Origin of the sequence: Salinisphaera hydrothermalis C41B8, assembly GCF_000732535.1 — a bacterium.
Taxonomy (GTDB): Bacteria; Pseudomonadota; Gammaproteobacteria; order Nevskiales; family Salinisphaeraceae; genus Salinisphaera; species Salinisphaera hydrothermalis.
The window spans coordinates 51366-74379 of record NZ_APNK01000017.1 but is presented as its reverse complement, the minus strand read 5'-3'; the positions used below and the strand labels follow the sequence as shown (position 1 = coordinate 74379).

At 64.0% G+C, this 23014-nt stretch carries 23 protein-coding genes; 5 read left to right on the top strand and 18 right to left on the bottom strand.

Going from position 1 to position 23014, the window contains the following annotated elements; genetic code table 11:
- Position 1: 1 nt before the first annotated feature.
- On the bottom strand, positions 2 to 865 hold the full coding sequence (folE2, locus tag C41B8_RS11860; protein ID WP_084188905.1) for a GTP cyclohydrolase FolE2: 864 nt from the start codon (positions 863 to 865) through the stop codon (positions 2 to 4).
- A 179-nt stretch (positions 866 to 1044) separates the two neighbouring features.
- The gene (locus tag C41B8_RS11855; RefSeq protein WP_353215343.1) at positions 1045 to 1389 is read right to left on the bottom strand and encodes a histidine triad nucleotide-binding protein; all 345 of its coding nucleotides are present in this window, start codon (positions 1387 to 1389) and stop codon (positions 1045 to 1047) included.
- A 149-nt stretch (positions 1390 to 1538) separates the two neighbouring features.
- Between C41B8_RS11855 and C41B8_RS11850 the strand changes: the two genes are divergently transcribed.
- A complete protein-coding gene (locus tag C41B8_RS11850; RefSeq protein ID WP_037338300.1) occupies positions 1539 to 3551 on the top strand; it encodes an SDR family oxidoreductase in 2013 nt (670 codons plus the stop codon).
- A 77-nt stretch (positions 3552 to 3628) separates the two neighbouring features.
- Here C41B8_RS11850 and C41B8_RS11845 read toward each other — a convergent pair whose 3' ends face one another.
- Entirely contained in the window at positions 3629 to 4708 is a 1080-nt protein-coding gene (locus tag C41B8_RS11845; RefSeq protein ID WP_037338297.1) for a 3-deoxy-7-phosphoheptulonate synthase, read from the bottom strand.
- 209 nt (positions 4709 to 4917) lie between these two features.
- On the opposite strand from C41B8_RS11845, the gene C41B8_RS11840 reads away from it, so the two are divergent.
- Positions 4918 to 5685, top strand: coding sequence for a sulfite exporter TauE/SafE family protein (locus C41B8_RS11840; RefSeq protein ID WP_051883449.1), 768 nt, complete (start codon positions 4918 to 4920; stop codon positions 5683 to 5685).
- 51 nt (positions 5686 to 5736) lie between these two features.
- On the opposite strand, the gene C41B8_RS11835 is transcribed toward C41B8_RS11840, so the two are convergent.
- The 14 genes from C41B8_RS11835 to radC all read right to left on the bottom strand — a co-directional run bounded on the left by C41B8_RS11835 (position 5737) and on the right by radC (position 18520).
- A complete protein-coding gene (locus C41B8_RS11835) occupies positions 5737 to 7395 on the bottom strand; it encodes a methyl-accepting chemotaxis protein (RefSeq protein WP_084188903.1) in 1659 nt (552 codons plus the stop codon).
- Between the two features lie 514 nt (positions 7396 to 7909).
- Positions 7910 to 8161, bottom strand: coding sequence for a GlsB/YeaQ/YmgE family stress response membrane protein (locus tag C41B8_RS11830; protein WP_037338294.1), 252 nt, complete (start codon positions 8159 to 8161; stop codon positions 7910 to 7912).
- Between the two features lie 77 nt (positions 8162 to 8238).
- The gene (locus C41B8_RS11825) at positions 8239 to 9051 is read right to left on the bottom strand and encodes an SDR family NAD(P)-dependent oxidoreductase (RefSeq protein ID WP_037338291.1); all 813 of its coding nucleotides are present in this window, start codon (positions 9049 to 9051) and stop codon (positions 8239 to 8241) included.
- Complete coding sequence (locus C41B8_RS11820) at positions 9048 to 9482, bottom strand: YkvA family protein (protein ID WP_084188902.1); 435 nt, start codon at positions 9480 to 9482, stop codon at positions 9048 to 9050. Before C41B8_RS11820 ends, C41B8_RS11825 begins: the two co-directional genes overlap by 4 nt.
- Before the next feature lie 38 nt (positions 9483 to 9520).
- Positions 9521 to 11122, bottom strand: coding sequence for an FMN-binding glutamate synthase family protein (locus C41B8_RS11815; RefSeq protein WP_051883448.1), 1602 nt, complete (start codon positions 11120 to 11122; stop codon positions 9521 to 9523).
- Positions 11123 to 11207: 85 nt separating this feature from the next.
- Positions 11208 to 12023, bottom strand: a complete 816-nt coding sequence (gene mutM, locus C41B8_RS11810; RefSeq protein WP_037338287.1) for a bifunctional DNA-formamidopyrimidine glycosylase/DNA-(apurinic or apyrimidinic site) lyase — start codon at positions 12021 to 12023, stop codon at positions 11208 to 11210.
- 294 nt (positions 12024 to 12317) lie between these two features.
- Complete coding sequence (locus C41B8_RS11805; RefSeq protein WP_156962517.1) at positions 12318 to 13184, bottom strand: hypothetical protein; 867 nt, start codon at positions 13182 to 13184, stop codon at positions 12318 to 12320.
- Entirely contained in the window at positions 13181 to 14530 is a 1350-nt protein-coding gene (locus tag C41B8_RS11800) for a GldG family protein (RefSeq protein ID WP_037338280.1), read from the bottom strand. Before C41B8_RS11800 ends, C41B8_RS11805 begins: the two co-directional genes overlap by 4 nt.
- Positions 14531 to 14532: 2 nt before the next feature.
- Complete coding sequence (locus C41B8_RS11795; RefSeq protein ID WP_037338278.1) at positions 14533 to 15303, bottom strand: ABC transporter permease; 771 nt, start codon at positions 15301 to 15303, stop codon at positions 14533 to 14535.
- On the bottom strand, positions 15300 to 16244 hold the full coding sequence (locus C41B8_RS11790) for an ABC transporter ATP-binding protein (protein ID WP_037338275.1): 945 nt from the start codon (positions 16242 to 16244) through the stop codon (positions 15300 to 15302). Before C41B8_RS11790 ends, C41B8_RS11795 begins: the two co-directional genes overlap by 4 nt.
- A gap of 172 nt (positions 16245 to 16416) precedes the next feature.
- A complete protein-coding gene (gene rpmG, locus C41B8_RS11785; RefSeq protein WP_037338274.1) occupies positions 16417 to 16572 on the bottom strand; it encodes a 50S ribosomal protein L33 in 156 nt (51 codons plus the stop codon).
- Positions 16572 to 16808, bottom strand: coding sequence for a 50S ribosomal protein L28 (rpmB, locus tag C41B8_RS11780; protein ID WP_037338271.1), 237 nt, complete (start codon positions 16806 to 16808; stop codon positions 16572 to 16574). Before rpmB ends, rpmG begins: the two co-directional genes overlap by 1 nt.
- Before the next feature lie 182 nt (positions 16809 to 16990).
- Positions 16991 to 17725 carry a hypothetical protein gene (locus tag C41B8_RS11775; RefSeq protein ID WP_084188900.1) on the bottom strand — a complete coding sequence of 245 codons (735 nt, stop codon included), beginning with the start codon at positions 17723 to 17725 and terminating at the stop codon, positions 16991 to 16993.
- Positions 17726 to 17845: 120 nt separating this feature from the next.
- Entirely contained in the window at positions 17846 to 18520 is a 675-nt protein-coding gene (radC, locus tag C41B8_RS11770; protein ID WP_037338265.1) for a RadC family protein, read from the bottom strand.
- Between the two features lie 74 nt (positions 18521 to 18594).
- On the opposite strand from radC, the gene coaBC reads away from it, so the two are divergent.
- The 3 genes from coaBC (at position 18595) to argB (ending at position 21292) form a co-directional block, all read left to right on the top strand.
- Positions 18595 to 19812, top strand: coding sequence for a bifunctional phosphopantothenoylcysteine decarboxylase/phosphopantothenate--cysteine ligase CoaBC (gene coaBC / locus C41B8_RS11765; protein WP_037338262.1), 1218 nt, complete (start codon positions 18595 to 18597; stop codon positions 19810 to 19812).
- Between the two features lie 18 nt (positions 19813 to 19830).
- Entirely contained in the window at positions 19831 to 20286 is a 456-nt protein-coding gene (dut, locus tag C41B8_RS11760) for a dUTP diphosphatase (RefSeq protein ID WP_037338259.1), read from the top strand.
- Positions 20287 to 20377: 91 nt separating this feature from the next.
- Positions 20378 to 21292 carry an acetylglutamate kinase gene (gene argB, locus C41B8_RS11755; RefSeq protein ID WP_198025171.1) on the top strand — a complete coding sequence of 305 codons (915 nt, stop codon included), beginning with the start codon at positions 20378 to 20380 and terminating at the stop codon, positions 21290 to 21292.
- 33 nt (positions 21293 to 21325) lie between these two features.
- Here argB and C41B8_RS11750 read toward each other — a convergent pair whose 3' ends face one another.
- Positions 21326 to 22993, bottom strand: coding sequence for a methyl-accepting chemotaxis protein (locus C41B8_RS11750; protein WP_051883447.1), 1668 nt, complete (start codon positions 22991 to 22993; stop codon positions 21326 to 21328).
- Positions 22994 to 23014 lie beyond the last annotated feature (21 nt).

Sequence of the window (23014 nt, the reverse complement as noted above, 5' to 3'; positions counted from 1 at the left end):
GTTAGCCGTTCGGCTGATCCTTATCCCGTTCGATCATCGCGTAAGCGGAATGATTATGGATCGATTCGAAGTTCTCCGACTCCACCCGATAACTCCGAAAGCGATCGTCTTCGTTGAGCCGGGTCGCGATATCGCGTACCACGTCCTCAACGAACTTCGGGTTTTCGTAGGCGCGTTCGGTAACGGCCTTCTCGTCGATGCGTTTGAGAATGCCGAACAGTTCGCAGGAGGCTTCGGATTCGGCGATATCGATGAGTTCTTCGGCCCAGAAAAATTCGTGGGCCTTGACGCGAATCGTGACCAGCGAGCGCTGGTTGTGGGCGCCGTAGTCGGAGATATCCTTCGAGCAGGGGCACAACGTCGTGACCGGGACTTTGACCTCGACGTGCATGTCGATGCGGTCGCCGATACGATCCCCGATGAACGAAACTTCGTAATCCATCACGCCTTTTTCGCCGGTGATGGGCGCGTACTTGTCGATAAAGTACGGAAAGGTCATCTCGATGTGACCGTTGTCGGACTCGAGCCGCTCGGTCATTTCCCCGAGCATCGCCTTGAACGATTCCAGCGTGATCTGATGCTCGTGCGCGTTGAGAATCTCAACGAAGCGCGACATATGCGTGCCCTTGAACTCGTGGGGCAGGTTCACGTACATGCCGAAGGTCGCGACAGTCGATTGATGGCCGCCAACGCGCTGGGCGATGGACACGGGGTGTCGGATATCGCAGATGCCAACCTTGTTGATCGCCAGGTTGCGCGGGTCCGCTCGACCCTGGACATCCTCGATCTCGCTGGCCGTGGCAGCGCTTCCGTTACCACGCGCGCCGCGCGCATCGGCATTGGCAGATTTTGAGGTCGTGCTCATTGAATAGGCGTAATTTGGGGAAGAGAACCGCCGTGCGGGCCTTGCGGCCGGGGCTGGCGGCGTCGCCAAACAGTTGCAGGCGACATATGCATCAAGAAAACAATAAAGCCAAACCCAAAAAAAACAAGTCCACCCGCCGATCGAGCCGGGCCGTCATCTAGCCATGGGCGCCCGCCGGTCTATCCCGGCGGCCACTGGAAGCCGCGGCCGGCGAGCACATGCAGGTGCATGTGAAACACCGTTTGTCCGACGGCTTCTCCGTTGTTCATGACCAGCCGGAAGGCGTCGCCGTAGCCTTCGTCGCGGGCTACTCGGCGCGCTACCAGCATGAGATGACCAAGCAGCTCACCATCGTCGTCGTCGGCCTGCGCCAGCATGGCAATCGGTTTTTTGGGGATCACCAACACATGCAACGGCGCCTGGGGATTCACGTCGCGAAAGGCCAGACAGTGCTCGTCTTCGAACACGATGTCGGCATCGATCTCGCGGTTGATGATCTTGCTGAAGATGGTTTCGCTCATGATGTTAACCGGGCGTACGTCGAGGATTGTCATTCTGTCAGATGTCGGGCGGCTCGGGTCGCGTCACCGGGTATTGGCGCGACGCGTTCCATGGCCTACCGTAGTGTAAAAGGGGTAGGCAGCGCCGGTTCCAAGAAAGAGAGCAACAATCGATGAAATATCTGGTCACCGGTGCGACCGGTTTTATCGGACGCTTCCTGGTGGAGCGTTTGTTGGCGCGCCGCGCGGCGACGGTCTATGTCCTGATGCGCCGGGCGAGCTCGGCCAAGATGGATGCGTTGCGCGAGGCGCTGGGCGCCGACGAGGAACGTTTGATCCCGGTCTGGGGCGACATCACCCGCGACGGGGTGATTGATGCGACCGCGCGCGAGGAGCTGGCGGGGACGATCGATCACATCTTTCACCTGGCGGCGGTCTACGACATGAACATGACCGACGCCGAGGCCGACCGGGTCAACAACCAGGGCACAGCCAATATGGTCGCGCTGGCGCATGCGCTGGCCAACGAGAGTCGGCGCAAGCCGGTGTTTCATCACATGTCGTCGGTGGCCATTGCCGGCGCCGATTACGAGGGCGTGTTCACCGACGACATGTTCGACGTCGGGCAGCAACTGCATCACCCGTACTACCGCACCAAGTTCGAGTCCGAAGCGATCGTGCGTGAGCGCGCTCAGGTGCCGTGGAAAGTCTATCGGCCGGGGATGGTCGTCGGTCATTCAAAAACCGGCCAGATCGACAAGATCGATGGCCCTTATTATTTCTTCCCCGCGATCAAGGCGCTGCGCGATAACCTGCCCAAGTGGCTGCCGCTGCTCGGTATCGAGGGCGGGCGGATGCCGGTCGTGCCGGTCGATTATGTCGTCGAAGCCATGGTGCATATCGCGCACAAGCGCTCGGGGGAAGGCCAGGCCTACTTCCTGATCCAGCCCGATCCGCCAACGGCGGGCGCCATGCTCAAGACATTCGTGCGCGCAGCTCACGGGCCCGACGTGATCCACAATCTCCCCAGCCAGCAATGGTCGGCCGCCACCGAGCGCCAGATCAAGCAACTGGTCGGCCGCCTGCCGATGGCCGGGTGGGTAGAAAAACGTCTGGCCAAGACGATGGGCATCCCGGTTTCGATTCTCGGCTACATCAATAACCGGGCGATCTTCGACGATGCCAACACCCGCGCGGCCTTATCGGGCAGCGGCATTCATTGCCCCAAGCTGTCCGATTATGCCGAGACGCTGTGGCGTTACTGGGAAATGCACATCGACTGCGATGTCGAAGTGCCGGCTACGCTGGTACGACGTGTCTCGGGCCGGGTGGTCGTGATCACCGGTGCCTCCAGCGGCATCGGTTTCATGACGGCAAAGAAGATGGCCCGGGCCGGGGCCACGGTGTGCATGATCGCGCGCAATCCTGACAAGCTCGAAGAAACCCGAGCCATCGTCGAACGCATGGGCGGGCGGGCGTTCGCTTACCCCTGCGATCTGTCGCGCCTGGAGGCCATCGACGAATGCACGGCCACGATCCTGCGTGATCACCATCACGTCGATATCCTGGTCAACAACGCCGGGCATTCGATCCGACGTGCGGTGTTCGAGTCGCTGGGTCGATTCCACGACTACGAGCGCACGATGCAGCTGAATTACTTCGGCGCGATCCGGATGATCTTCAATCTGCTGCCGTCGATGGCCAAGCGACGGGCCGGTCATATCATCAATATCTCGTCGATCGGTGTGTTGACCAACGCACCGCGGTTTTCGGCCTATGTGGCTTCCAAGGCGGCGCTGGATGCGTTCTCGCGCTGTCTTTCGCCTGAGGTGGCCTCGCGCAATATTCATCTGACCACGATCTACATGCCGCTGGTGCGCACGCCGATGATTGCGCCCACCAAACTCTACGATTACGTACCGGCGCTCACGCCCGAGCAGGCGGCCGACATGATCGTGGACGCGATCATCGACCGGCCCAAGAGCATCGCCTCGCCATTGGGCACGACGGCCCAGGTCAGTTATGCCATGTGGCCGAAGCTCAACGACTTCGTGCTGCACAAGGCGTTTCATATGTTCCCGTCGTCCAAAGCCGCCCAGGGCTATGCCGGGCGCAAGACACAGCCGGAGAAGCCCGACATCCGCGCGCGGCTGCTGGCCGCTATCCTGCCGGGCCCGTACTGGTAATAAAAAAGCCGCCCTCGGGCGGCTTTTCTTAAGGGCGTGTCTCATGACGACACGCCTTCGGACAGACGAGGCGACGATCAGTAGTCGTCGTCGCTGCCGTTCAGCCCGCGCCGTTCCGCGACCGCGTGGGCCAGTTCGCCCAGCAGGGCGTCGGTATCGTCCCAACCGAGACAGGCATCCGTGATCGAGACGCCGTAATCGGGTTTCACACCCGGGACCAGCTTCTGATTGCCTTCGTGCAGGTGCGATTCGATCATGACGCCGAAGATCGCACGGCTGCCCGCCGCGATCTGGCCGCCGACATCGTCGCCGACTTCCAGCTGCTTTTTGTGCTGCTTGCGGCTGTTGGCGTGCGAGAAATCGATCATGACGCGCGCCGGCAGATTCGCCTGACCGAGCTGGGCGACCGCGCCCGCCACCGAGTCCGCATCGTAATTCGGCCCGTTGTTGCCGCCGCGCAGGATCAGATGGCTGTCGGCATTGCCTGCCGTGGCAAAGATCGCCGAGCGACCTTCCTTGGTCAGCGACAGGAAATGATGGGGATGCCGAGCGGCGCCGACCGCATCCACGGCAATCTTGATCGAACCGCCGGTGCCGTTCTTGAAGCCGACCGGGCACGACAACCCCGACGCCAGTTCGCGATGGCCCTGCGATTCGGTCGTACGAGCGCCGATCGCGCCCCAGGACACCAGATCGGCCAGATATTGCGGCGTGATCAGGTCGAGGAATTCCACGCCCGCGGGCACGCCGGCGTCTGCCAGCTGCGACAGCAGGCTACGGGCCAGGCGCACCCCCTTGTTGATCTTGAACGAGTCGTCCAGATCGGGGTCATTGATCAGGCCTTTCCAACCCACGGTGGTCCGCGGTTTTTCGAAATACACGCGCATCACGATCAGCAGATCACGCTCGTATTTGGAACGGACGGCCTTGAGTTTCTCGGCGTATTCGAGGGCGGCATCCACGTCGTGAATCGAGCACGGCCCGACCACTACGACCAGGCGGTCGTCCTCGCCGGCCAGGATTTTCTGGATCGCAGCGCGGGTCTCGAAGACCGTATTGGACGCCGTATCGGAGACGGGCAGTTCCGCCAGCAGCGCGTCGGGCGAGATCAATTCCTGGATGCCCTTGATGCGTAAGTTATCGGTTTCGTGTTTCATCGGCCTAATCGCGGTAAAAACGGCACTTTGACAAGCCCGGCGAGTCTAGCAGACCTATGCGCTGCAGGAAGCGCGGCTTGCAGCCGGGCGGTCACCGAAGCCGTTTTGACCAGTGTGCCGATGCGCCGCCAAGATAAAGTCCATAGAATGCCGCCGATCATCCAGATCGGGTATCGAGTGCGCCAATCCAACGGGTTTTCCGCGGACGAATGGACGCTGGCGACGGCCAGCACGGTTCGATGCTGCTAATCGCCGGACTGACGCTCGCCGCGCTGGTTACGGCGGTACTGTCCGCGATGGCCGGCATGGGCGGCGGCATGATTCTCATTGGCCTGCTGTATGCCGTGGGCTTGGCGCCGGCACTCGCGCTACCGCTGCACGCCGGGGTTCAGCTGACGTCCAACGGCAGTCGCGCTATGGCGTATGCGCCCTATATCCGTTGGCGCGCGCTGGGTCTGTTTCTGGTCGGTGCGGTGCCGGTGCCGTTTCTCGTCGCGCCATGGGTGGCTTCGGCGAATCCGGATGTCCTGCGGCTGATCATGGCTGTATTCATCGCGCTGGGCATCTGGCCGGTCTGGGCACGCTATCTGCGCTTGCACGGGCGCGCGGGGTTGCTGGTGGCAGGACTGATCGCCGGCGTCATGGGGCCACTGGTCGGCGGTGTCGGTGTCTTGGTGGCGCCGTTCTTTTTGCGCGACGACTGGCGCAAGAACAACATCATCGCGACCATGGCGGTGGGGCAGATGTGCGCTCATGCGGTGAAGATCGTCGCCTTTTCGATCAACGGTTTCAATGTGTTCGCCCGGCTGGATCTGCTCGTTCCGATGGCGTTGGCGGCCATTGCCGGCACGTTGATCGGGCGTCGCCTCGGCGGCGTGTTATCCGAGCGCGTGTTTCGGATCGTGTTCCGTTCGATCCTGTTGGCGCTGGTCGCGAAACTGGCCTGGGACGGCCTGGCGGGGTTGGGCGTGATCTGAGCGATACCGCCCGACCGGTCCTGTTGACCGGCCGGGCATGGCACGTATCGGTTAGGCCGTTTCGTAGGCTTCGTCGGCGACGCGGAAGCGTTGCACGGTCTGGCGCAGTTCGCCGGCCTGGTCCTTGAGCGATTGCGAAGCCGCCGAGGCCTGTTCCACCAGAGCGGCGTTCTGCTGGGTCACTTCGTCCATCTGGGTCACGGCTTGGTTGACCTGCTCGATGCCGCGCGACTGTTCGGTCGAGGCGGTCGAGATCTCGGACATCAGCGCGCGCGTCTGTTCGACGTGTTCGCCCAGCGTGCTCATCGAAGTACTGGCCTGATCGACGCGTTCGGCGCCGGTCTGCGCCGATGCCACGGAGCGCTCGACCACGCCGGAGATATTCTTGGCCGCATCGGCCGAGCGATGCGCCAGTTTGCGCACTTCGCTGGCTACTACGGCAAAGCCGCGCCCGTGCTCGCCGGCGCGTGCCGCCTCGACCGACGCGTTGAGCGCCAGCAGATTGGTCTGGAAGGCGATGTCGTCGATAAGCGTGGTGATCTGCGATATCTCGTCGGCCCCGCGACGGATTTCGCCCATCGTGTCGACCACTTCGGCGATCAGTCGCCGGCTATCCTCGAGCGCTTGGCTGCTCTTGGTGGCCAGTTCGCTGGCATCGTTGGCGTTGCCGGCGTTGTTCGACACCGTAGACGTAAGTTCTTCCATGCTCGCAGCGGTCTCCTCGAGCGAGGCCGCCTGCTGCTGGGTACGGGTCGACAGATCGGCGTTGCCGTCGGCGATCTCGCCGGCCGCGCTGTCGATCGATTCGCTGCCATGGCGAATGCCCGCGATCATGGTCGCCAGATCCCGCCGCATCGTTTCCACGCTCGCCATCAGACTGTCCGCGTGGCGCTTGGCAATCTCCGTGGCCTGGCTGAGATCGCCGGTTGCCATGCGATCGAGCTGGCGGCGCGCTTCATAGGTTTCGCCGCCCAGCGCACCGTATATGTTGCGGGCAAGGAGGATCAACGCCAGGGCGACGAGCAGGGCGAAGCCGCCGAGAATGAGTCCGTATTTGATCAGCTGATGGTAAAACGCGACGCGGATGTCGTCGATATAGACGCCCGCGGCAATATTCCAGCCCCAGGGTTTGAAGCGCTCGACGAACGTCATCTTGGGCAGCTGTGGCCCGCTCTTGTCGCGCTTGGAGGAATAATAAACGAAGCCGTCGCCGTCCTTGGCGGCCATGTCGCCGAGTTCGCGATAGACCGGGACGCCGTTGTCGTCGACGTAATCGTGCATATCGGTGCCCGGCTGATGGCGCGGGTGCCAGACGATGCGCTCGTTTTTGTCGAAAACGAAGACGTAGTTGTTGTGGCTCTTGCCGAACCGCATTTCGGACAGCGCATCCAGCGCCCGTCGTTTCGCTTCGGACTTGCTGATATAGCCCTGGTCGGCCTGCTTGGCAAAGCCCGCGATCATGCTCTGCGCCAGTTCCACCGTGTTGCGCAGGCCGTCGCGGCGCACCTGATAGAGCTGGCTACGCAAATCCCAGCCGACGCCGGCTACGATGGACGCTGCGAGCGCGATCACCACCACGATGGTCAACGCAATCTTGTGTTTAAGCGGCCAGCCGCGGGCGGGTTGGGTTTCGCCCTCGGAATGTTCTGTAACCTGATCGGTATCGTCCGGCGCCGATTCGATCGCCAGATCCCATTGCGTTGCAGCCATGCATCTCTCCCCGTTGCCTGCCCATGCTGATATGCAGTAATGACGCAGATAACATCGGCCGTGAGGGAGCTAACTTGAGCCTCGCCCACGCCGACAACGCAGTGGCAATGCTTGCGCGAAGCGCGCCCTGGGGTCTGTTGAGGTTTCGTGCGAGTCCGCGCCAAGCGCTGTTTTGCGGCAAGACGAGGCGTAGCGAACGCGGCGTAGTGGGCCTACGCGAGAGAGCTACAACGCTGGATTGCCGCAAAACAGCGCTTGTCCCTTCGGGTTGGGCCGCAAATCGCGCCCGGCCGCGTTGCGAGTCTGGGTCGTGGCACGCCACGACGCGGCGACTCGCGCCTTGCTGGACACGATTTGCGGACGCCAACGCGGCGCTCGCACGAAACCTCAACAGACCCTAAGGCGTAACCGCGGAGAAGATGACGACGTTCCCGGCTTCAGTAACCGGCCGCTGACCAAAAAAAACCGGTGCGGACAGCCCGCACCGGTTTCCGAAGCGTTTTGATCGCCGGATTTATCGCCGGGCGACCATGCGATACAGCGCCAGCAGGATCACGGCGCCCAGGATGGCGATGATAAAGCTGCCGATATTGAAACCGGTGACCCCGCCGAAGCCCAGTACACCCCCGATGAAGCCGCCGATGACGGCACCGACAATGCCGATGATGATGGTCACGATGATCCCGCCCGGGTCGTCGCCGGGCATGATCAGTTTGGCGATCGCGCCAGCGATCAACCCGAAGATGATCCATGCAATGATGCCCATGCTGCCGTTTCCTTCTATGGACTGTGCGACTCGAAATTCCACTGTGGGCTGAATGCGATCCGCACGCAAGACAGACCTCAGTCGTGGCGGCGGTATCGCGCCTTGGCGCGTCGGCCCTTGGCGGCGAGGGCGGGGCGTAGCGCGCGCGGCAGCGCCGGGAACAGGCTGCCTAGCGTGGTCATCACTCGGGTCGAGGCCGGCCGCGTTCGTTCGACACGCCCGTCGGCGATGCAGGCGAGCACCAGATCGGCGATCTGCTCCGGCGTGCTCATCGGCTGGGAAAACGTGAGATCGGTGACCGCATCGATATCGGCGAGGATGAAGTCGGTCGCGATCGGGCCGGGCGAAACCACCGACACCCCCACATTCGTACCGCGACATTCCTCGGCCAGCGCATACGTCAGCGTGCGCAGGCCCGCCTTGGTCGCGGAATAGGTCGCACTGCCGGGTACTGGCATCCGCCCGGCCACGGAGCCGACGTTGACGATCGCCCCGTGCTCGGCCGAACGCAGATGCGGCAGGGCAGTGCGCGACAGCACGACCGGGGCACGCAGATTCACGTCGACCATCGCGGCCAGATGTTCGGCCGACTGGGTCGCGAAATCGCCCCGATGATGCGCCCCAGCGTTGTTGACGAGAATATCGAGCCCGCCGAGCGCGGCGACCGTGGATTCGATCAGTGCGATACACGCCTCGGACGTCCCCACGTCCGCGGGCTGCGCCACGGCGCCGATCTCGTCGGCGAGTCGTTGCAGACGATCGGCCCGGCGCGCGGCGATCGCGACCTGGGCGCCGGCGGCACGGAGCTGTCGGGCGACCGCTTCGCCGACGCCCGACGAGGCGCCGGTGACCAGCGCCCGTCGGCCGCTCAGGTCATGGCCGGCGCTCATTCGACGGTCTGCATCGGCCGCCGATGTTCGGGGCGCCCGAACCAGTCGTCGAGCTTGCGGGTGGCGCGCCGTCGCACGCCGGCATCGATGTATTGCGAGATCGTGGCCACGGCCAGGGTCAGTGCACTCAGGTCATCGGTGTAGCCGTAGCCGAACAGCCAGTCGGGGATGGCATCGAACGGCAGGATGAAATACGCGAGCGCGCCGTAGGCCGTAGCTTTGGCCCAGCCCGGCGTATCCGGGCGCTGGGCGGCATAGTGCAGCCATAACGCTTTTTCCAGCAGCTCGTAGCCGGCGCGTTTGAACACCCGCGAGATCTTGGTCCAGAAGCGCGTTTCCGAATACTGGCCCGCATAGCCGCGCAGGGCCTCGGGCGTGTCCGGCGTGTTGGCTTGCGGGTCGTCGCGTCGATTCGATCGGAACCAGGCCATGAATTCAACTCCTAGAGTGTCGATACACCCGTGTTTGATCAGGCGGCGTGGCTACGCGGCAGAAAACTTTCGGCCTGCGCGCGGGCCCAGGCGGCTTCATAACGGCCGCGTCGGGCGGAGGCCACGAGCAGTTCGCCGGTCTTGAGAAAACGATACACCTGATCGGCGCTTTGTATCTCGGAATCGCGCGTGCGCCGGCACAGATGTTCGGGCGCGAGCTGCGCCGGATGATCCAGGCCCACCGTGGCCACCACTTCCTGCATGGCCGCGACCGTGGCGCGATGGAAGTGATACACGCGCTCGGCTTTTTCCGGTACCACGATGGCACGCTGGCGCCGCGGATTCTGGGTGGCGACGCCGGTCGGGCAGCGATCGGTATGGCAGGACTCGGATTGCACGCAGCCCACCGCGAACATGAAGCCGCGCGCCGAATTACACCAGTCCGCCCCCAGCGCCATATTCGATGCCATCCGGAAGCCGGACGTGATCTTGCCGGAGGCGCCGATCTTGATGCGTTCGCGCAGGCCGGCGCCGACCAGCGTGTTATGCGCCCAGACTAGCCCCTCCCGCAGCGGCGTGCCGACGTTGTCGGCCAGCTCCAGCGGGGCCGCGCCGGTGCCGCCTTCAGCCCCGTCGATAACGATGAAGTCGGGCGTGATGCCAGTCTTGAGCATGGCCTTGGCCAAGCTCATGAACTGCCAGCCGTGGCCGATACAGAGCTTGAAGCCGACCGGCTTGCCGCCCGAGCCCTCGCGCAGATCGGCGATGAACTCCATCATCTCGATCGGGGTGGAAAAGGCGGTGTGATAGGGCGGCGAGACACAGGTCTGGCCGACCGGCACGCCGCGTGCCTCGGCGATTTCCTGTGTGACCTTGCGCCCGGGCAGCACGCCGCCGTGGCCCGGTTTGGCGCCCTGGGACATCTTGATCTCGATCATCTTGACCTGGTCGTCGCTCGCACGGTCGACGAACTGGGCGCGATCGAAGCTGCCGTCCTTGGCACGGCAGCCGAAATAGCCGCTGCCCAGCTCCCAGATCAGGTCGCCGCCGTATTCCTTGTGATGGCGCGAGATCGAGCCTTCGCCGGTGTCGTGGGCAAAGCCGCCTTTGGCCGCCCCCTTGTTGAGCGCGCGAATCGCGTTGCCGGACAGCGAGCCGAAACTCATCGCCGAGATATTGAGCGTCGAGGCGGAATACGGCCGGCTACAATCCGGCCCGCCGATATGGACGCGCGGCGGTGTTTCCGACGGCGTGCGCGCGGCCATCGAATGGGCCAGCCACTCGTGACCTTCAGCATAGACGTCGAGTTCGGTACCAAAGGGGTCGGCGTCGTTGGCGCCCTTGGCCCGGGCATAGACCTGACTGCGCTGCTCGCGCGAGAACGGCGCGGCCTCGGTGTCGGATTCGATCAGATATTGACGGATCTCCGGTCGGATTGCTTCGAATAACCAACGGAAATGCGCCAGCAGCGGATAATTGCGCAGCAATGCATGTTCGGCCTGCAGCAGATCGCGCAGCCCGACGGTGAGAAACAGACCGGAAATAATGAAGAAAAGCGCGAAATAACGTGGCGCGAGAAACGTCAGGCCGGCGAACACGCCGGTGGCCACGAAGGCCGCGATCAGTCCGATATAGCGCATGAGCGGGCCGCCGAGAATGGGTAAACGATCGCCCAGCCTAGTCCGCCACCCGGCAGCCTGTCATCTCCGATGAATCACCGCTGTCTCAGGTCTGACAGACGGGGCAGAAAAACGTGCTGCGCTGCCCGATGACTTCGCGCCGGATCGGGCCGCAGCCGCGCGGGCACGGCTGGCCCTCGCGGCCATAGGCAGCCAGCGACAGCTGGAAATAACCGGTATCGCCGTCGACGCCGATGTAATCGCGCAACGTGGTGCCGCCGACCGCAATGGCTTCGGCCAGCACTTGCTTGATGGCCTCGGCCAGCCGCTCGTAGCGCGCCCGGCCGATGCGTCCGGCGGTGCGGCGCGGATGAATGCCGGCCATGTGCAAGGCTTCGCAAGCATAGATATTGCCGACGCCCACGACCACCGCGGCGTCCATGATGAAGGCCTTGACGGCCGTGCGCCGACCGGCCGATCGCGCTCTCAGCCAGGCACCGTCGAAAGCGTCTGACAGCGGTTCCGGCCCGAGCCGTGACAGCAGCGAGAATTCATGCGGATCACCCGTGAGCCAGAACAGCGAGCCGAAGCGGCGTGCATCGTTGAAGCGCAACAGGGTGTCGTTTTCCAGCACGATATCGACGTGGTCGTGTGTTTCCACTGGCGTGTCGGCCGGCACCACGCGCAAGCGTCCGGACATGCCCAAATGCAGACAGACATGCCCCGTGTCCGCCGCGAACAGCAGATACTTCGCGCGGCGTCTGACGGCGTGGATGGTCTGGCCGGGCAGATCGCGCGCGAGCGCGTCGGACACCGGCCAGCGCAACTGCGGCTGACGCACGATGACGGTCCGCACGCGTTGACCGGCGACATGCGGCTCCACGCCGGCGCGCGTGGTCTCGACTTCGGGAAGTTCGGGCATGCCAATATTCTGACATGCGCCGGGCGCAAGGGCAGGCCATGGTCGGCTTTTCGACGCGTCGATGCATCCAGCACGCGGCGGGCCCGTTCAAGGCGATGCGAGGGGTCGATCACGGCGTTTTAGCGTTGAGCCGGATGCCACGGCAACTGACCGTGACCTGGTTCTGCCGGGGTCAAACCGGCTTTTAGACTGAGAATATTGGCGCCACCGCAATGGGTCGAAGCCCGCCCCGGCCACCCGCCATCGGCGGAAGGCTGCGTCGATCTGCGGATAAAAACGTCATGAAACCACGCATCAAAGCCCCGGGTGCCGTATCTCCAACAACGGCCCGATGCGGTTGCCGGCGAGGTGATAATCCACGCCGAGCGCGGGATCGCGCAGGATCAGGTTCGGATCACGCTCGATGATATCCAGATGGCGAGGCGGACTATGCCGGAAGACGAGCGTGACCCGGGCCAGGCGCTGGCGGCTTTCATCGGCGGGCACGACGGTGAGGGCACGGGCGCGCTGCCAGGCCTGCATGGTGGCCGCGACGGCCGCGGCGCTGCGTTGCCCGCGTGGCTGGGCCTGCCAATCGCCCTGCTTGTCGCGATCGAGCGTGAAATGCGGCAGCACCAGTTTCTCGAGCTGTCGATGCGGTGGCACCAGCGCCGGCGAGATCCAGTGCGTCCAGCTCCAGTGCAGGCCGGTCAGATCGGGCAGGTTCGCCAGCAGCAGATCGTGCGGGGTGCGGACATAGCGACTGCCACGGCTCGGGCCGCGCCCGCCGATATCGATCGGGGCGTGCTGGTTGAACTGAACGACCAGCGTCGGCGACTTCAGCCCCGTCGTCGTGTCCGCGATGGCGTCGGGCGCATAGCGCCGTTCGGCCGGCTTGCCGAGCAGGGTCAGCATGGCCTCGAGATGCGGTGGATCCACCGGGGCGTGGACTGGCGCGGTGAGATGCCAGGGCGCTTGTGGATTTTTTCGCTGGATCATCACCAGATCGCTGCCGTGACGCACCCGGATACGAGTGACATCGGCTGCCGCGAGCGGGCTGACCGGCGGATGGGACGCCGATGGCGGACTCGGCGGCGTCCGGTATGACCACCATAATCCGCCGCCGAGCGCCACCAGCGCCAGCAGCAGGACGACAATCAGCAGGGCGCGTCGTTGTCTCACCGGCGTCGTCGCCACCACCAGCGGCCGAAGCCGAGAACGAACAGCGCGCCCGGCAGCGTTACCACAAACAGCCACCAGAACGTCGACAGTCGTGCCGGCGCCATTTCCAGATGGGCATCGGGCGCTTTCGGCACGTCTACGGCGATCTGCGCATCACGGCCGGCCAGCCACTGGAAGATTGCCAGGGCCAGCGTGCGATTGCCGAGATCGGCCAGATGACCGTTGTCCATGAAGTCGCTGTCGGCCACGACCACCGCGCGTTGTTGGGACTGCCCGGACGGCGGATTATCGCCCGAGGCGCCGGGCTCGGGCCGGCTCAGCATCAGCCCGAAGGTCAGCGGCCCGGCGCGATCGCCCTGATCGGGCTGAAAGCTGATGCTGCCCTGATCCAGCGACCCGGTTTCCAGCCAGCTTCGGGCCGGCGAACGCAGAATCGCCTTCGATTGCCAGGACGAATGGTCGAGCGGCGACAGCGCACCGGCGAAGGCAAAGATCGTGATCTGCTTGAGGTTCTCGGTGATCGGCGTATCCGGGTAATTGGCCACCAGCGCCATGGCCGGGCTGCCGGTGCCGAGCTTGCGATAGTCCGGGTAGACCAGCGTGCCGTCGAGCCAGTGGATGCCGAGATCCTGTGCGAGCGGCGTCAGCCCGTAGCGTGGCCCCGGGTCGTCGACCCACAGCACGTTGCCGCCGCGTTTGACGTACGCCCGGATCATGTTGACCTCGCCGGGCAACAGATCGTGCTGCGGCGAGGCGATGACGAGCACCGCGGTGTTATCCGGAATCGCCCCGGCCTGAACCAGATTGACCTGCCGGACCTTCAGGCCCTGGTTGTCGAGGGCGGTGGCCAGCTTGGAATACCCGGCGGTGGTCTTGGCGCCCGGATCGCGCTCGCCGTGGCCGGTCACGAACACGATCCATTTCGACCCGCCGGGCGACAATCGCTGCAAGGCATTGGTCACGCTCGATTCGGAATAATCGGTGAGCGTTTGCTGGCGGCCCTGATAGCGCACCACCACCGCGCCGTCCTTACCGATGCCGAGCTTGCGCACCGTCGCTGGATGCCGGGCCGGATCGGCGAAATGCAGATGAACGCGATTCGAGGCGCGGGTATAGCGCGAGAGCTGCTGGCGGACGTCGTTGCGCTGCGGGCCGGGATAGATATAGGCCGTGAAATCGATCGGACCGGCGCCCAGCGCATGAACGACGCGCAGGCTGGCCGGCGTCAGGCTGTTGCGATTGCCGGCGGTCCAGTCAGCGGTGACGCTGCTGCGCTGGGCCAGCCAGCCGGCCGCCACGGCCACCAGCACGATCAACACCATCGTGAGATAGGAACTCGCACGCATGGCTATCGGCGTTCCGCGTCGAGCCGGACGATCGCCAGCGCCAGAAACGCGAGCACGAAGATCACGAAATACAGCACATCGCCGGAGGTGACGAGCCCGCGCAGAAGCGTGTCGTCATGCCCGATCGGCGAGATGCCGCCGGCGATGCGCCCGATATCGAGCGTATGGCCGAATACGCTGGGATGCCAGTCGATACTCGCGACCGCATAGATCAGCCAAAGCAGCATGAGCGCGGCCAGGCTGATGACGGCGGCCAGCGTGGGTTCGCGGGTCAGCGCCGAGGCGAACAGGCCAACCGCGGCAAACGCCGCCATCACCAACCATAGCCCGAGCAGGCCGGCGGCAATCACCCCCCAGTCCAGCGGCGTGAATGCCGTCAGCGTGGCGGGCAAGGCGCCGACCAGCAGGCAGCTCAAGCTCAGATACACCATCACGCCGACGAATTTGCCCAGCACCAGCTCGGTCGCCGAGGCCGGCGCGGCCAGCAGCAGTTCGAGCGTGCCGTTTTTCCGTTCCTCGGCGAAGGCTCGCATCGTCAGCAGCGGCACCACCAGCAACAGCACCAGCGTGACGAAGCGGAACAAGCCGGCGCCCACCACTTCGGATACGCCGTCATAGTCGGTCAGGTGCTGGGGGTTGAGCGAGATGTCGGTCAGGGACATCACGAACAACAGGCCGGCCAGCAGTTGCGTGAAGCCGAGCAGCGCCCAGGCCAGCGGCGACGCGAACAGACGGGTGCTCTCGTGGCGGGCGATGGCCAGCGCGCCGGTCATGCTGGCGCTCGCTCGGCGTCGTCGCCGCTACTGATGACGCGCATGAAGCGTTCCTCGAGACTGGTCGGGCGGGCAACCAGGGTATGCAGCCCCCAACCCTCGGCCACGGCGCGTTCCGCCAGGGCGGTCCGGATGTCGCGCCCGGCCGCCGCCCTGATCAGCCATTGGCCGTCGCCGGTATGGCGAATGTCGGCAACCTCGGGCAGGGCGGCCAGCGTCGCGGTATCCGGCCCGTGCGCGAGGCCGATCTCGAGCCAGCTGGCATCGGCCGCCAGTTGCTCGCGGCTGGCCGAGAACGCGAGCCGACCACGATCGATAATGACCACATGCGAGGCCATGGCCTGAATCTCGCCGAGGATATGGCTGGAGATGATCACGCTGTGTTCGCGCGCCAGCCGGCCAATCAACTCGCGCACGCCGATCAGTTGTGACGGGTCCAGCCCGGCGGTGGGCTCATCGAGAATCAGCACGGCCGGGCGATGCACGATCGCCTGCGCCAGCCCGACGCGCTGGGCGTAGCCCTTGGACAGCGCGCCGATGAGACGCTGGCCGACCTCGATCAGGCCGCAATCGGCCTTGGCCGCCGTTACCGCGGCGGCGCGTCGAGCGCGCGGAATGTCGTGCAGGCGGGCCGCGAAGCGCAGATATTCGTCGACCGTGAGTTCGGGGTAGACCGGTGGCCGTTCCGGCAGATAGCCGAGATGACGCTTTGCGGCCCGTGGGCGCTCGGCCAGATCCACGCCGGCAATCGCCACGCGCCCGGCGCTGGGTGCCAGCGTGCCGGCCAGCATGCGCAGAATGGTGGTCTTGCCGGCGCCGTTGGGGCCGAGTACGCCCAGCACGTTGCCGGCAGCGAGCCGCAGATCGATATCGGTAACGACGCGCCTGCCGCCGTAATCGCGCGCGAGTCCCTGCGCGGATAACAGCCAATCGCTTTTCATTGAGCCCTCTCGACACGCCGGTGCGGTATGTCGCCCGTTAGTCCACCATCCAAAGACGGCCAGTCTAACCAAACGACCCGGGGTCGGGCTGTTACGTTGCGTATTCAGCGGCGAGCGCCCACGAAAAAGCCGGCGCGCGGCCGGCTTTTCCATCAGGCAGTCGCCGCAGCGATTACTTGATCTTCGCTTCCTTGAAGATCACGTGCTTGCGCGCCTTGGGGTCGTACTTCTTCATCTCGAGCTTGTCGGGACTGTTCCGCTTGTTCTTGTACGTGGTGTAGAAGAACCCGGTATCCGCGGTCGAGACCATGCGAATCTTTTCGCGCATTAGACTTTCTCCCCGCGCTTGCGCATCTTGGCGAGCACGTTGTCGATGCCTTGACGGTCGATAATACGCATGCCCTTCGACGAGACCCGCAGGCGGACGTAGCGCTGCTCGGACTCGACCCAGAAGCGATGCCAGTGCAGATTGGGCACGAAGCGGCGCTTGGTCTTGTTGTGGGCGTGCGAAACGTTGTAACCGGTAATCGGCTTCTTACCAGTTACCTGACAAATCTGGGACATGCTTGAACTCCTGATCGCGCGCAAGTCGGCGTCGGCGAGCCGCGTATTTAACCACTAACGGAAACACGGCACAACCGCTGTGACGCGATTTTTATCCGCGGACGAAAGAACACCCCGCGCATGGCGGGGTGTTCCGGGTTGGCGCTTGCGTATTCGCCGTCGGGGCGAATTGCGTTTCAGCCTTAGAAGGTAAAGCGCGCGCCCACGTTGACTACGTTGTCGAAGTCAGCGTTGTTGCGGCCGACATCCAGGTCAGAGCGGTCGTACCCGGCGGTCAGCGCATAGTGCTGAGCCTGGTCCAGATAGCCCACCAGCTGCAGCCCGTACTTAAAGCCATCCGGGCTGCCGTAGTCCAGACCGCTGCCCGAAACCTCGCCGTAATCGACGTAGGTGGCGTGCGGATTGATCTCGACCTGCGGCGCGACCATCCAGCGCAAGCCAGCGCTGATGCCGTAGCCATCGCCGGTGGCGTCGTTACCGCCGGTGCCGCCCGGCACGTCGCGGAGTTCCAGACGCTCGTAGTTCACCGTGCCGTAGTAACCCAGACCGGTGCCTTTGCGACCGCCGTAGTCATAGAAGCCTTCGCCGCCCAGACCGACGTACGCCTGGTTCACGCCGACCGGCGAGTCATGCAGGTTCAGGCGATGGAACCCGCCCTGCAGGATCGGGTGAATGGGGAAGTTGCTGTGGGTAGCGAAGCCGACGGACACGTCACCGCCGTAGCCGGTGACATCGTTGCCGGCGTGGTCGACGTTGCCGTGGGGAATGTATTCGCCCTGTGCGTAGGTGTAACCCGGGCCATCGGTTTGCGACGCCGGTGTAACGAATTGCGACGCGGATTTAACGAAGCTCGGCGCCGCCATAACGGAAGCGGCCGGAATCATGGTGGCACCCAAGACAATTGCGGCTTTTTTCATAATCTTTTCTCCAATCTCTACAACCAGATAGGGGGTGATCTGGTCGCGGAAAGGTAGGAAGCCGCGGCTAAGATGTCAATAAAAAATTAAATAATCGTTACGATAGCCTTTGTATGTATTCTACATCATCCCACGTTCGGCCAGGCTTGTGGTGGCTTCGCGCGCCAGGATGACGTGATCCAGAACCCGGATATCGACGAGTCCGAGCGCGTCGACCAGGCGCCGCGTGATATCGCGATCCGCCGGGCTGGGTTCGGCCACGCCGGAGGGATGGTTGTGCGCCAGAATCACCGCCGCTGCGTTGTGGGCCAGAGCGGCCTTGACGACTTCCCGCGGGTAAACGGCCGCGCCGTCGATCGTGCCGCGAAACATCTCCTCGAAGGCAATGACGCGATTCCGGTTATCCAGAAAAATGCAAGCAAAAACTTCGTGTTCCGAGCGCGCCAAGTGCAGCGAAAGGTAGGCGCGTGTAGCTGACGGGTCACTTAACACGTCGCGTTCGCGGATGGTCTCCCCGGCATGGCGCCGTGCCATTTCCAGTACCGCCTGCAGCTGCACGTACTTGGCTTCGCCGAGGCCGCGTCCGGCCGTGAATGTCTTGCGATCGGCTGCCAGCAGGGCGTCGAGGCTGCCGTAGTCGGTCAAGAGCTGCCGCGCCAGATCGACCGCGCTCATGCCGGTCACGCCCGTACGCAGGAAGATGGCGAGTAGTTCGGCGTCGGACAGTGCGCCGGCCCCGCGTTCCAGCAGTTTCTCGCGCGGTCGTTCGGTCGCTGGCCAGTCGGATATCCGCATGGTGAAGTCTCCTCTGAGTGGTTTGTGGCTGAAGGGCCATGGAGCGCCACGCCTTCCCGGGTACAATAGAGTCCATGCAAGCGCTGGCCCAACGCCGCGTGCTGCTCGGAGTCACCGGCAGCATCGCCGCCTATAAAACGCCGATCCTGGTGCGTCGTCTGGTCGAGGCCGGCGCCGAGGTCCAGGTGGTGATGACCGCCGCCGCACAACGCTTCGTCACGCCGATGACGCTGGCCGCCGTGTCCGGGCACCCCGTGCGCGATGATCTGTGGGACGAATCCGCCGAACTGGCGATGGGCCATATCGAGCTCGCGCGCTGGGCCGATCTGATTCTCATTGCGCCGGCCAGCGCGGATACGCTGGCCCGGCTCGCGACGGGCCGCGCGGACGATCTGCTCTCCACGCTGTGTCTGGCGAGTACCGCCGATCTAGTGGTGGCTCCGGCGATGAATCATGTGATGTGGGCGCATCCGGCGACGCGCGCGAATATGTCAACGCTGACCGAGCGCGGCGTGGTCTGTATCGGCCCCGAGGTTGGCGAGCTGGCCGAGCGCGAATCCGGCGCCGGTCGCATGACCGAGCCGGAGGCGATCCGCGATGCGCTGATCGCGCGCTACGGCGCGAACGCGAATGGCGTTCTGGCGGGGCGACGGGTCGTGGTCACGGCCGGGCCGACCCGCGAGCCGCTCGATCCGGTGCGTTATCTCACCAACCGCTCGTCGGGGCGCATGGGTTATGCGTTGGCTGCGGCCTGCGCGGCCGCGGGCGCCGAGGTCACGCTCGTCTCCGGGCCGACCGCGCTGGATGTGCCGTCCGGGGTCGAGCGCGTGGCGGTCGAATCGGCGGGCGAGATGTACGACGCCGTAATGGCTGCCATGCCGGGCGCGGATATCTTCATCGGCGCGGCGGCGGTCGCCGACTATCGACCGGCCGAGATCGCGACCGACAAGATCAAGAAATCCGACGGCGAGGCCAGTCTGCGTCTGGCGCGTACGCGAGACATCATCGCCGAGGTCGCCTCTGCCTGGCCCGAGGTCTTCACCCTGGGCTTCGCGGCCGAAACCACCAACATGGAAGCTGCCGCTCGCGACAAACGCGAGCGCAAGGGGCTGTCCATGATCGCCGGTAACGTTGTCGGGCCGGACAAGGCGTTCGGCCGCGATGACAACGAACTGCTCGTGATCTGGGGCGAGGGCGAGAAGCGCCTCGCCCAGGCGTCCAAGATCGATCTCGCCCGCGATCTGGTCGCGCTGATCGGCGAGCGACTGGCCTGCGATTCAACCGCTATCTGAAACCACTCTGGATTGTCCATGACGCAACTGCAGGTGAAACGCCTCGACGACCGCCTGGGTCGTGATTTCCCGATGCCCGAACGCGCGACGGCCGGCTCGGCCGGCATCGATTTGCGCGCCATGATCGCCGCGCCGCTGTCGCTGGCGCCGGGCCAGTGCGAGCTTTTGCCGAGCGGGCTGGCGATTCATATCGGCGACCCGAATCTGGCCGGTTTGATTCTGCCGCGTTCGGGGCTGGGCCATAAGCACGGCATCGTGCTCGGTAATGGCACGGGCCTGATCGATTCCGATTATCAGGGCGAGCTCAAGGTCTCGGTCTGGAACCGTGCCGATGTGGCCTACACCATCGAGCCGGGTGAACGCATCGCCCAGTTCGTGCTGATTCCCGTGGTGGCCGCCGAACTGGCGATTGTCGATGAATTCGACGAAAGCGACCGCGGTATCGGCGGTTTCGGCTCGACCGGTACCGGGTGATCGCGCGCCGCCGTGGTTGCCAGATCCGGATGATTAGGGTGTCGTAGACGGGTCATCCCGCCGGGCCGAATCGATGGAGCAGAACAAACGCATGTCACTGGATCCCGAAGCCGCCGCGCGCGTCGCGCGCGTGCTCGGCGAGGCATTGCCTTACATCCGCCGCTTTGCCGGCAAGACCGTCGTCATCAAGTATGGCGGCAACGCCATGACCGACCCGGAGCTCAAGTCCGGCTTCGCGCGCGATATCGCGCTGATGAAGCTGGTGGGCTTCAACCCGGTGGTCGTGCACGGCGGCGGCCCGCAGATCGGCAAGGTGCTCGAGCGCGTCGGCAAGCAGACCGAATTCATCAAGGGCATGCGTGTCACCGATGCCGATACCATGGACGTGGTCGAAATGGTGCTCGGCGGGCTGGTCAATAAGGAGATCGTCAATCTCATCAACCAGCACGGCGGGCGTGCGGTCGGGCTGACCGGCAAGGACGGCAATCTGATCACCGCCCGCAAGCTGGCGCTGGTCGAGGACGACGCCGACCTCGGCTTCGTTGGTGAGGTGGCCGAAATCGATCCGCGCATCGTCAAGCGGCTCGAGTCGGACGACTTCATCCCGGTGATCGCGCCGATCGGGGTCGGCGCCGACGGGCGTAGCTACAACATCAATGCCGATCTGGTCGCCGGCAAGATCGCCTCGGTGCTCGGTGCCGAAAAACTCATGCTGCTGACCAATACGCCCGGCGTGCTCGACGCCGAGGGCCATCTGCTGACGGGGCTGACGCCCGAACAGGTCGAAAACCTGATCAACGCCGGCGTCATCCACGGCGGCATGCTGCCCAAAATTCAGTGCGCGCTGGATGCCGTGGCTAATGGCGTCACGGCGGCCCATATCGTCGACGGTCGGGTGGAGAATGCGGTGTTGCTGGAGTTATTCACCGACGCCGGGGTGGGCACATTGATCGGGAGTTCGGGGAGCGTGCCGCCGCCGGCTGCGAATGGTCCCGAGCCTGCCTGAGCGCCGCGACGCAGGCAGGCTCTCGTTAATGCCCTAAAAGGTTGCCCAGTCCTCGGCGTCTGACGGATTGGATTCGCTCTTTGGCTTCGTGGCCGGGGGAGCCGTGCGTTTCCCCTCGGATCGCGGGGATGAAACGGTACGACGCGCGCTCGGCTGCGCATCGCGCGCACCGGTGGGATCCTCCGGGAGCTTGAAAAAAGCGATCTGTGTGTTCAGTTGTTGCGCTTGTTCTTCAAGCGATGCGCTCGCGGCGGCTGATTCTTCGACCAGCGCCGCGTTTTGTTGCGTCACGCTGTCCATCTGCGACACGGCCGTGTTGACCTGATCGATACCCTGGGCTTGTTCGCTGCCTGCGGTCGCGATATCCGAGATAATATTGCTGACCTGATTGATGGATTCGATGATCTCGTTCAGCGTCTTGCCGGATAGCTCGACTTGCTTCGAACCGTCGGCAACCTTTTGGGCGCTTTCGTCGACCAGTGTCTTGATGTCTTTCGCCGCGGTCGCGCTACGGCTGGCCAAGTTGCGAACTTCCGAAGCGACCACGGCAAAGCCACGGCCTTGTTCGCCCGCCCGCGCTGCCTCTACCGAGGCATTGAGCGCGAGTAGGTTGGTTTGGAACGCGATATCGTCAATCAGGCTGACAATCTCTGTAATCCGGTGGCTGGAATCGCTGATCTCGCTCATTGCGCGAACGGCGCGGTCGACGACTTGGCCGCCTTCGCTGGCCTGGGTGCGCACGTTGCGGGAGAGCTGATCGGCCTGTCTGGCGTTTTCAGCATTCTGCCGCACCGTGGACGTCATCTCTTCCATGGAGGCCGCGGTCTCCTGGAGGCTCGCCGCCTGTTGCTGGGTGCGGCTGCTCAGCTCGTCATTGCCGCTCGCGATCTCTTGCGCGCCGTGGTAGACGGCATTGCTCAGATTGCGCAGGGACAGGACGAGCGCCGACAGACGCTCGCGTTGGCTCGACATGGCAGCGAGCAAGCGGCTGACCTCGTCTTTGCCGGTAACGGACACATCACGTCGCAGGTTGCCTTGGGCGATGTCCTCGATGATGTCGACGGCATATCGCAATGGGCGGCTGACGCTGCGTGTGATCAGGTAGCTTAGAACTATCGCCAGCACAATGGCGATACCGGCGAATGCGAGCAGGCTGATCTGGGTGTCGCGTCGTACGGTTTCCATCTTGGGCACCGCGCGGCTCAATTGCGCGCTGGCGGCTTTGTCGATGGCTTCTGCATTATTCTCGAGCTGGTATATCGCCGACTTGTATTCGTGGAACGCGTTGTTGGCTTGCGCCGTCGACTGAATATCGCCGCTCCGGATACGTGCATAGATTTTATTGAAGCCGGTCTGATACGCGGATAAGCCGTTCAGCGCGTCCTGGTAAAGCTGGCGCCGTTGATCGGTCGCCGCCATCGCGAGTCCGGCCTGGAGCGTTGCTTTGAGTCGGGTGTGGACATCGTCCCACTTGGCCTTGTACGTCGCGATCTTTTCGGGATCGTTCAGGTCGATAAAAATGTCTTTTTCGTAGCGCAGTGCTTCCAGACCCAGTTTCTCGATCTGCATCGCGTTGGTAGCCACGCGCGCATCCACGTCGATCGCTCTATGCCCGGTCGCGGCGATTCGATCGATCCCATAGGTTCCGGCGCCGACAGCGAAGGCCAGAAGTAGAATCAAAATGCCGAAGGCCAGGCCCAACCTGTATCCAATTCCAACTCT

Coding starts and splice junctions, on each gene's coding strand:
- C41B8_RS11825 (WP_037338291.1), bottom strand. CDS start 9,051: ATGAGCGCCGGCCATGACCTGAGCGGCCGACGGGCGCTGGTCACCGGC.
- C41B8_RS11815 (WP_051883448.1), bottom strand. CDS start 11,122: ATGCGCTATATCGGACTGATCGCGGCCTTCGTGGCCACCGGCGTGTTC.
- C41B8_RS11840 (WP_051883449.1), top strand. CDS start 4,918: ATGGACGCTGGCGACGGCCAGCACGGTTCGATGCTGCTAATCGCCGGA.
- argB (WP_198025171.1), top strand. CDS start 20,378: ATGTCACTGGATCCCGAAGCCGCCGCGCGCGTCGCGCGCGTGCTCGGC.
- coaBC (WP_037338262.1), top strand. CDS start 18,595: ATGCAAGCGCTGGCCCAACGCCGCGTGCTGCTCGGAGTCACCGGCAGC.
- C41B8_RS11790 (WP_037338275.1), bottom strand. CDS start 16,244: ATGAAAAGCGATTGGCTGTTATCCGCGCAGGGACTCGCGCGCGATTAC.
- radC (WP_037338265.1), bottom strand. CDS start 18,520: ATGCGGATATCCGACTGGCCAGCGACCGAACGACCGCGCGAGAAACTG.
- C41B8_RS11775 (WP_084188900.1), bottom strand. CDS start 17,725: ATGAAAAAAGCCGCAATTGTCTTGGGTGCCACCATGATTCCGGCCGCT.
- folE2 (WP_084188905.1), bottom strand. CDS start 865: ATGAGCACGACCTCAAAATCTGCCAATGCCGATGCGCGCGGCGCGCGT.
- rpmB (WP_037338271.1), bottom strand. CDS start 16,808: ATGTCCCAGATTTGTCAGGTAACTGGTAAGAAGCCGATTACCGGTTAC.
- C41B8_RS11845 (WP_037338297.1), bottom strand. CDS start 4,708: ATGAAACACGAAACCGATAACTTACGCATCAAGGGCATCCAGGAATTG.
- C41B8_RS11795 (WP_037338278.1), bottom strand. CDS start 15,303: ATGACCGGCGCGCTGGCCATCGCCCGCCACGAGAGCACCCGTCTGTTC.
- C41B8_RS11830 (WP_037338294.1), bottom strand. CDS start 8,161: ATGGGCATCATTGCATGGATCATCTTCGGGTTGATCGCTGGCGCGATC.
- rpmG (WP_037338274.1), bottom strand. CDS start 16,572: ATGCGCGAAAAGATTCGCATGGTCTCGACCGCGGATACCGGGTTCTTC.
- C41B8_RS11835 (WP_084188903.1), bottom strand. CDS start 7,395: ATGGCTGCAACGCAATGGGATCTGGCGATCGAATCGGCGCCGGACGAT.
- C41B8_RS11850 (WP_037338300.1), top strand. CDS start 1,539: ATGAAATATCTGGTCACCGGTGCGACCGGTTTTATCGGACGCTTCCTG.
- C41B8_RS11800 (WP_037338280.1), bottom strand. CDS start 14,530: ATGCGTGCGAGTTCCTATCTCACGATGGTGTTGATCGTGCTGGTGGCC.
- dut (WP_037338259.1), top strand. CDS start 19,831: ATGACGCAACTGCAGGTGAAACGCCTCGACGACCGCCTGGGTCGTGAT.
- C41B8_RS11820 (WP_084188902.1), bottom strand. CDS start 9,482: ATGGCCTGGTTCCGATCGAATCGACGCGACGACCCGCAAGCCAACACG.
- mutM (WP_037338287.1), bottom strand. CDS start 12,023: ATGCCCGAACTTCCCGAAGTCGAGACCACGCGCGCCGGCGTGGAGCCG.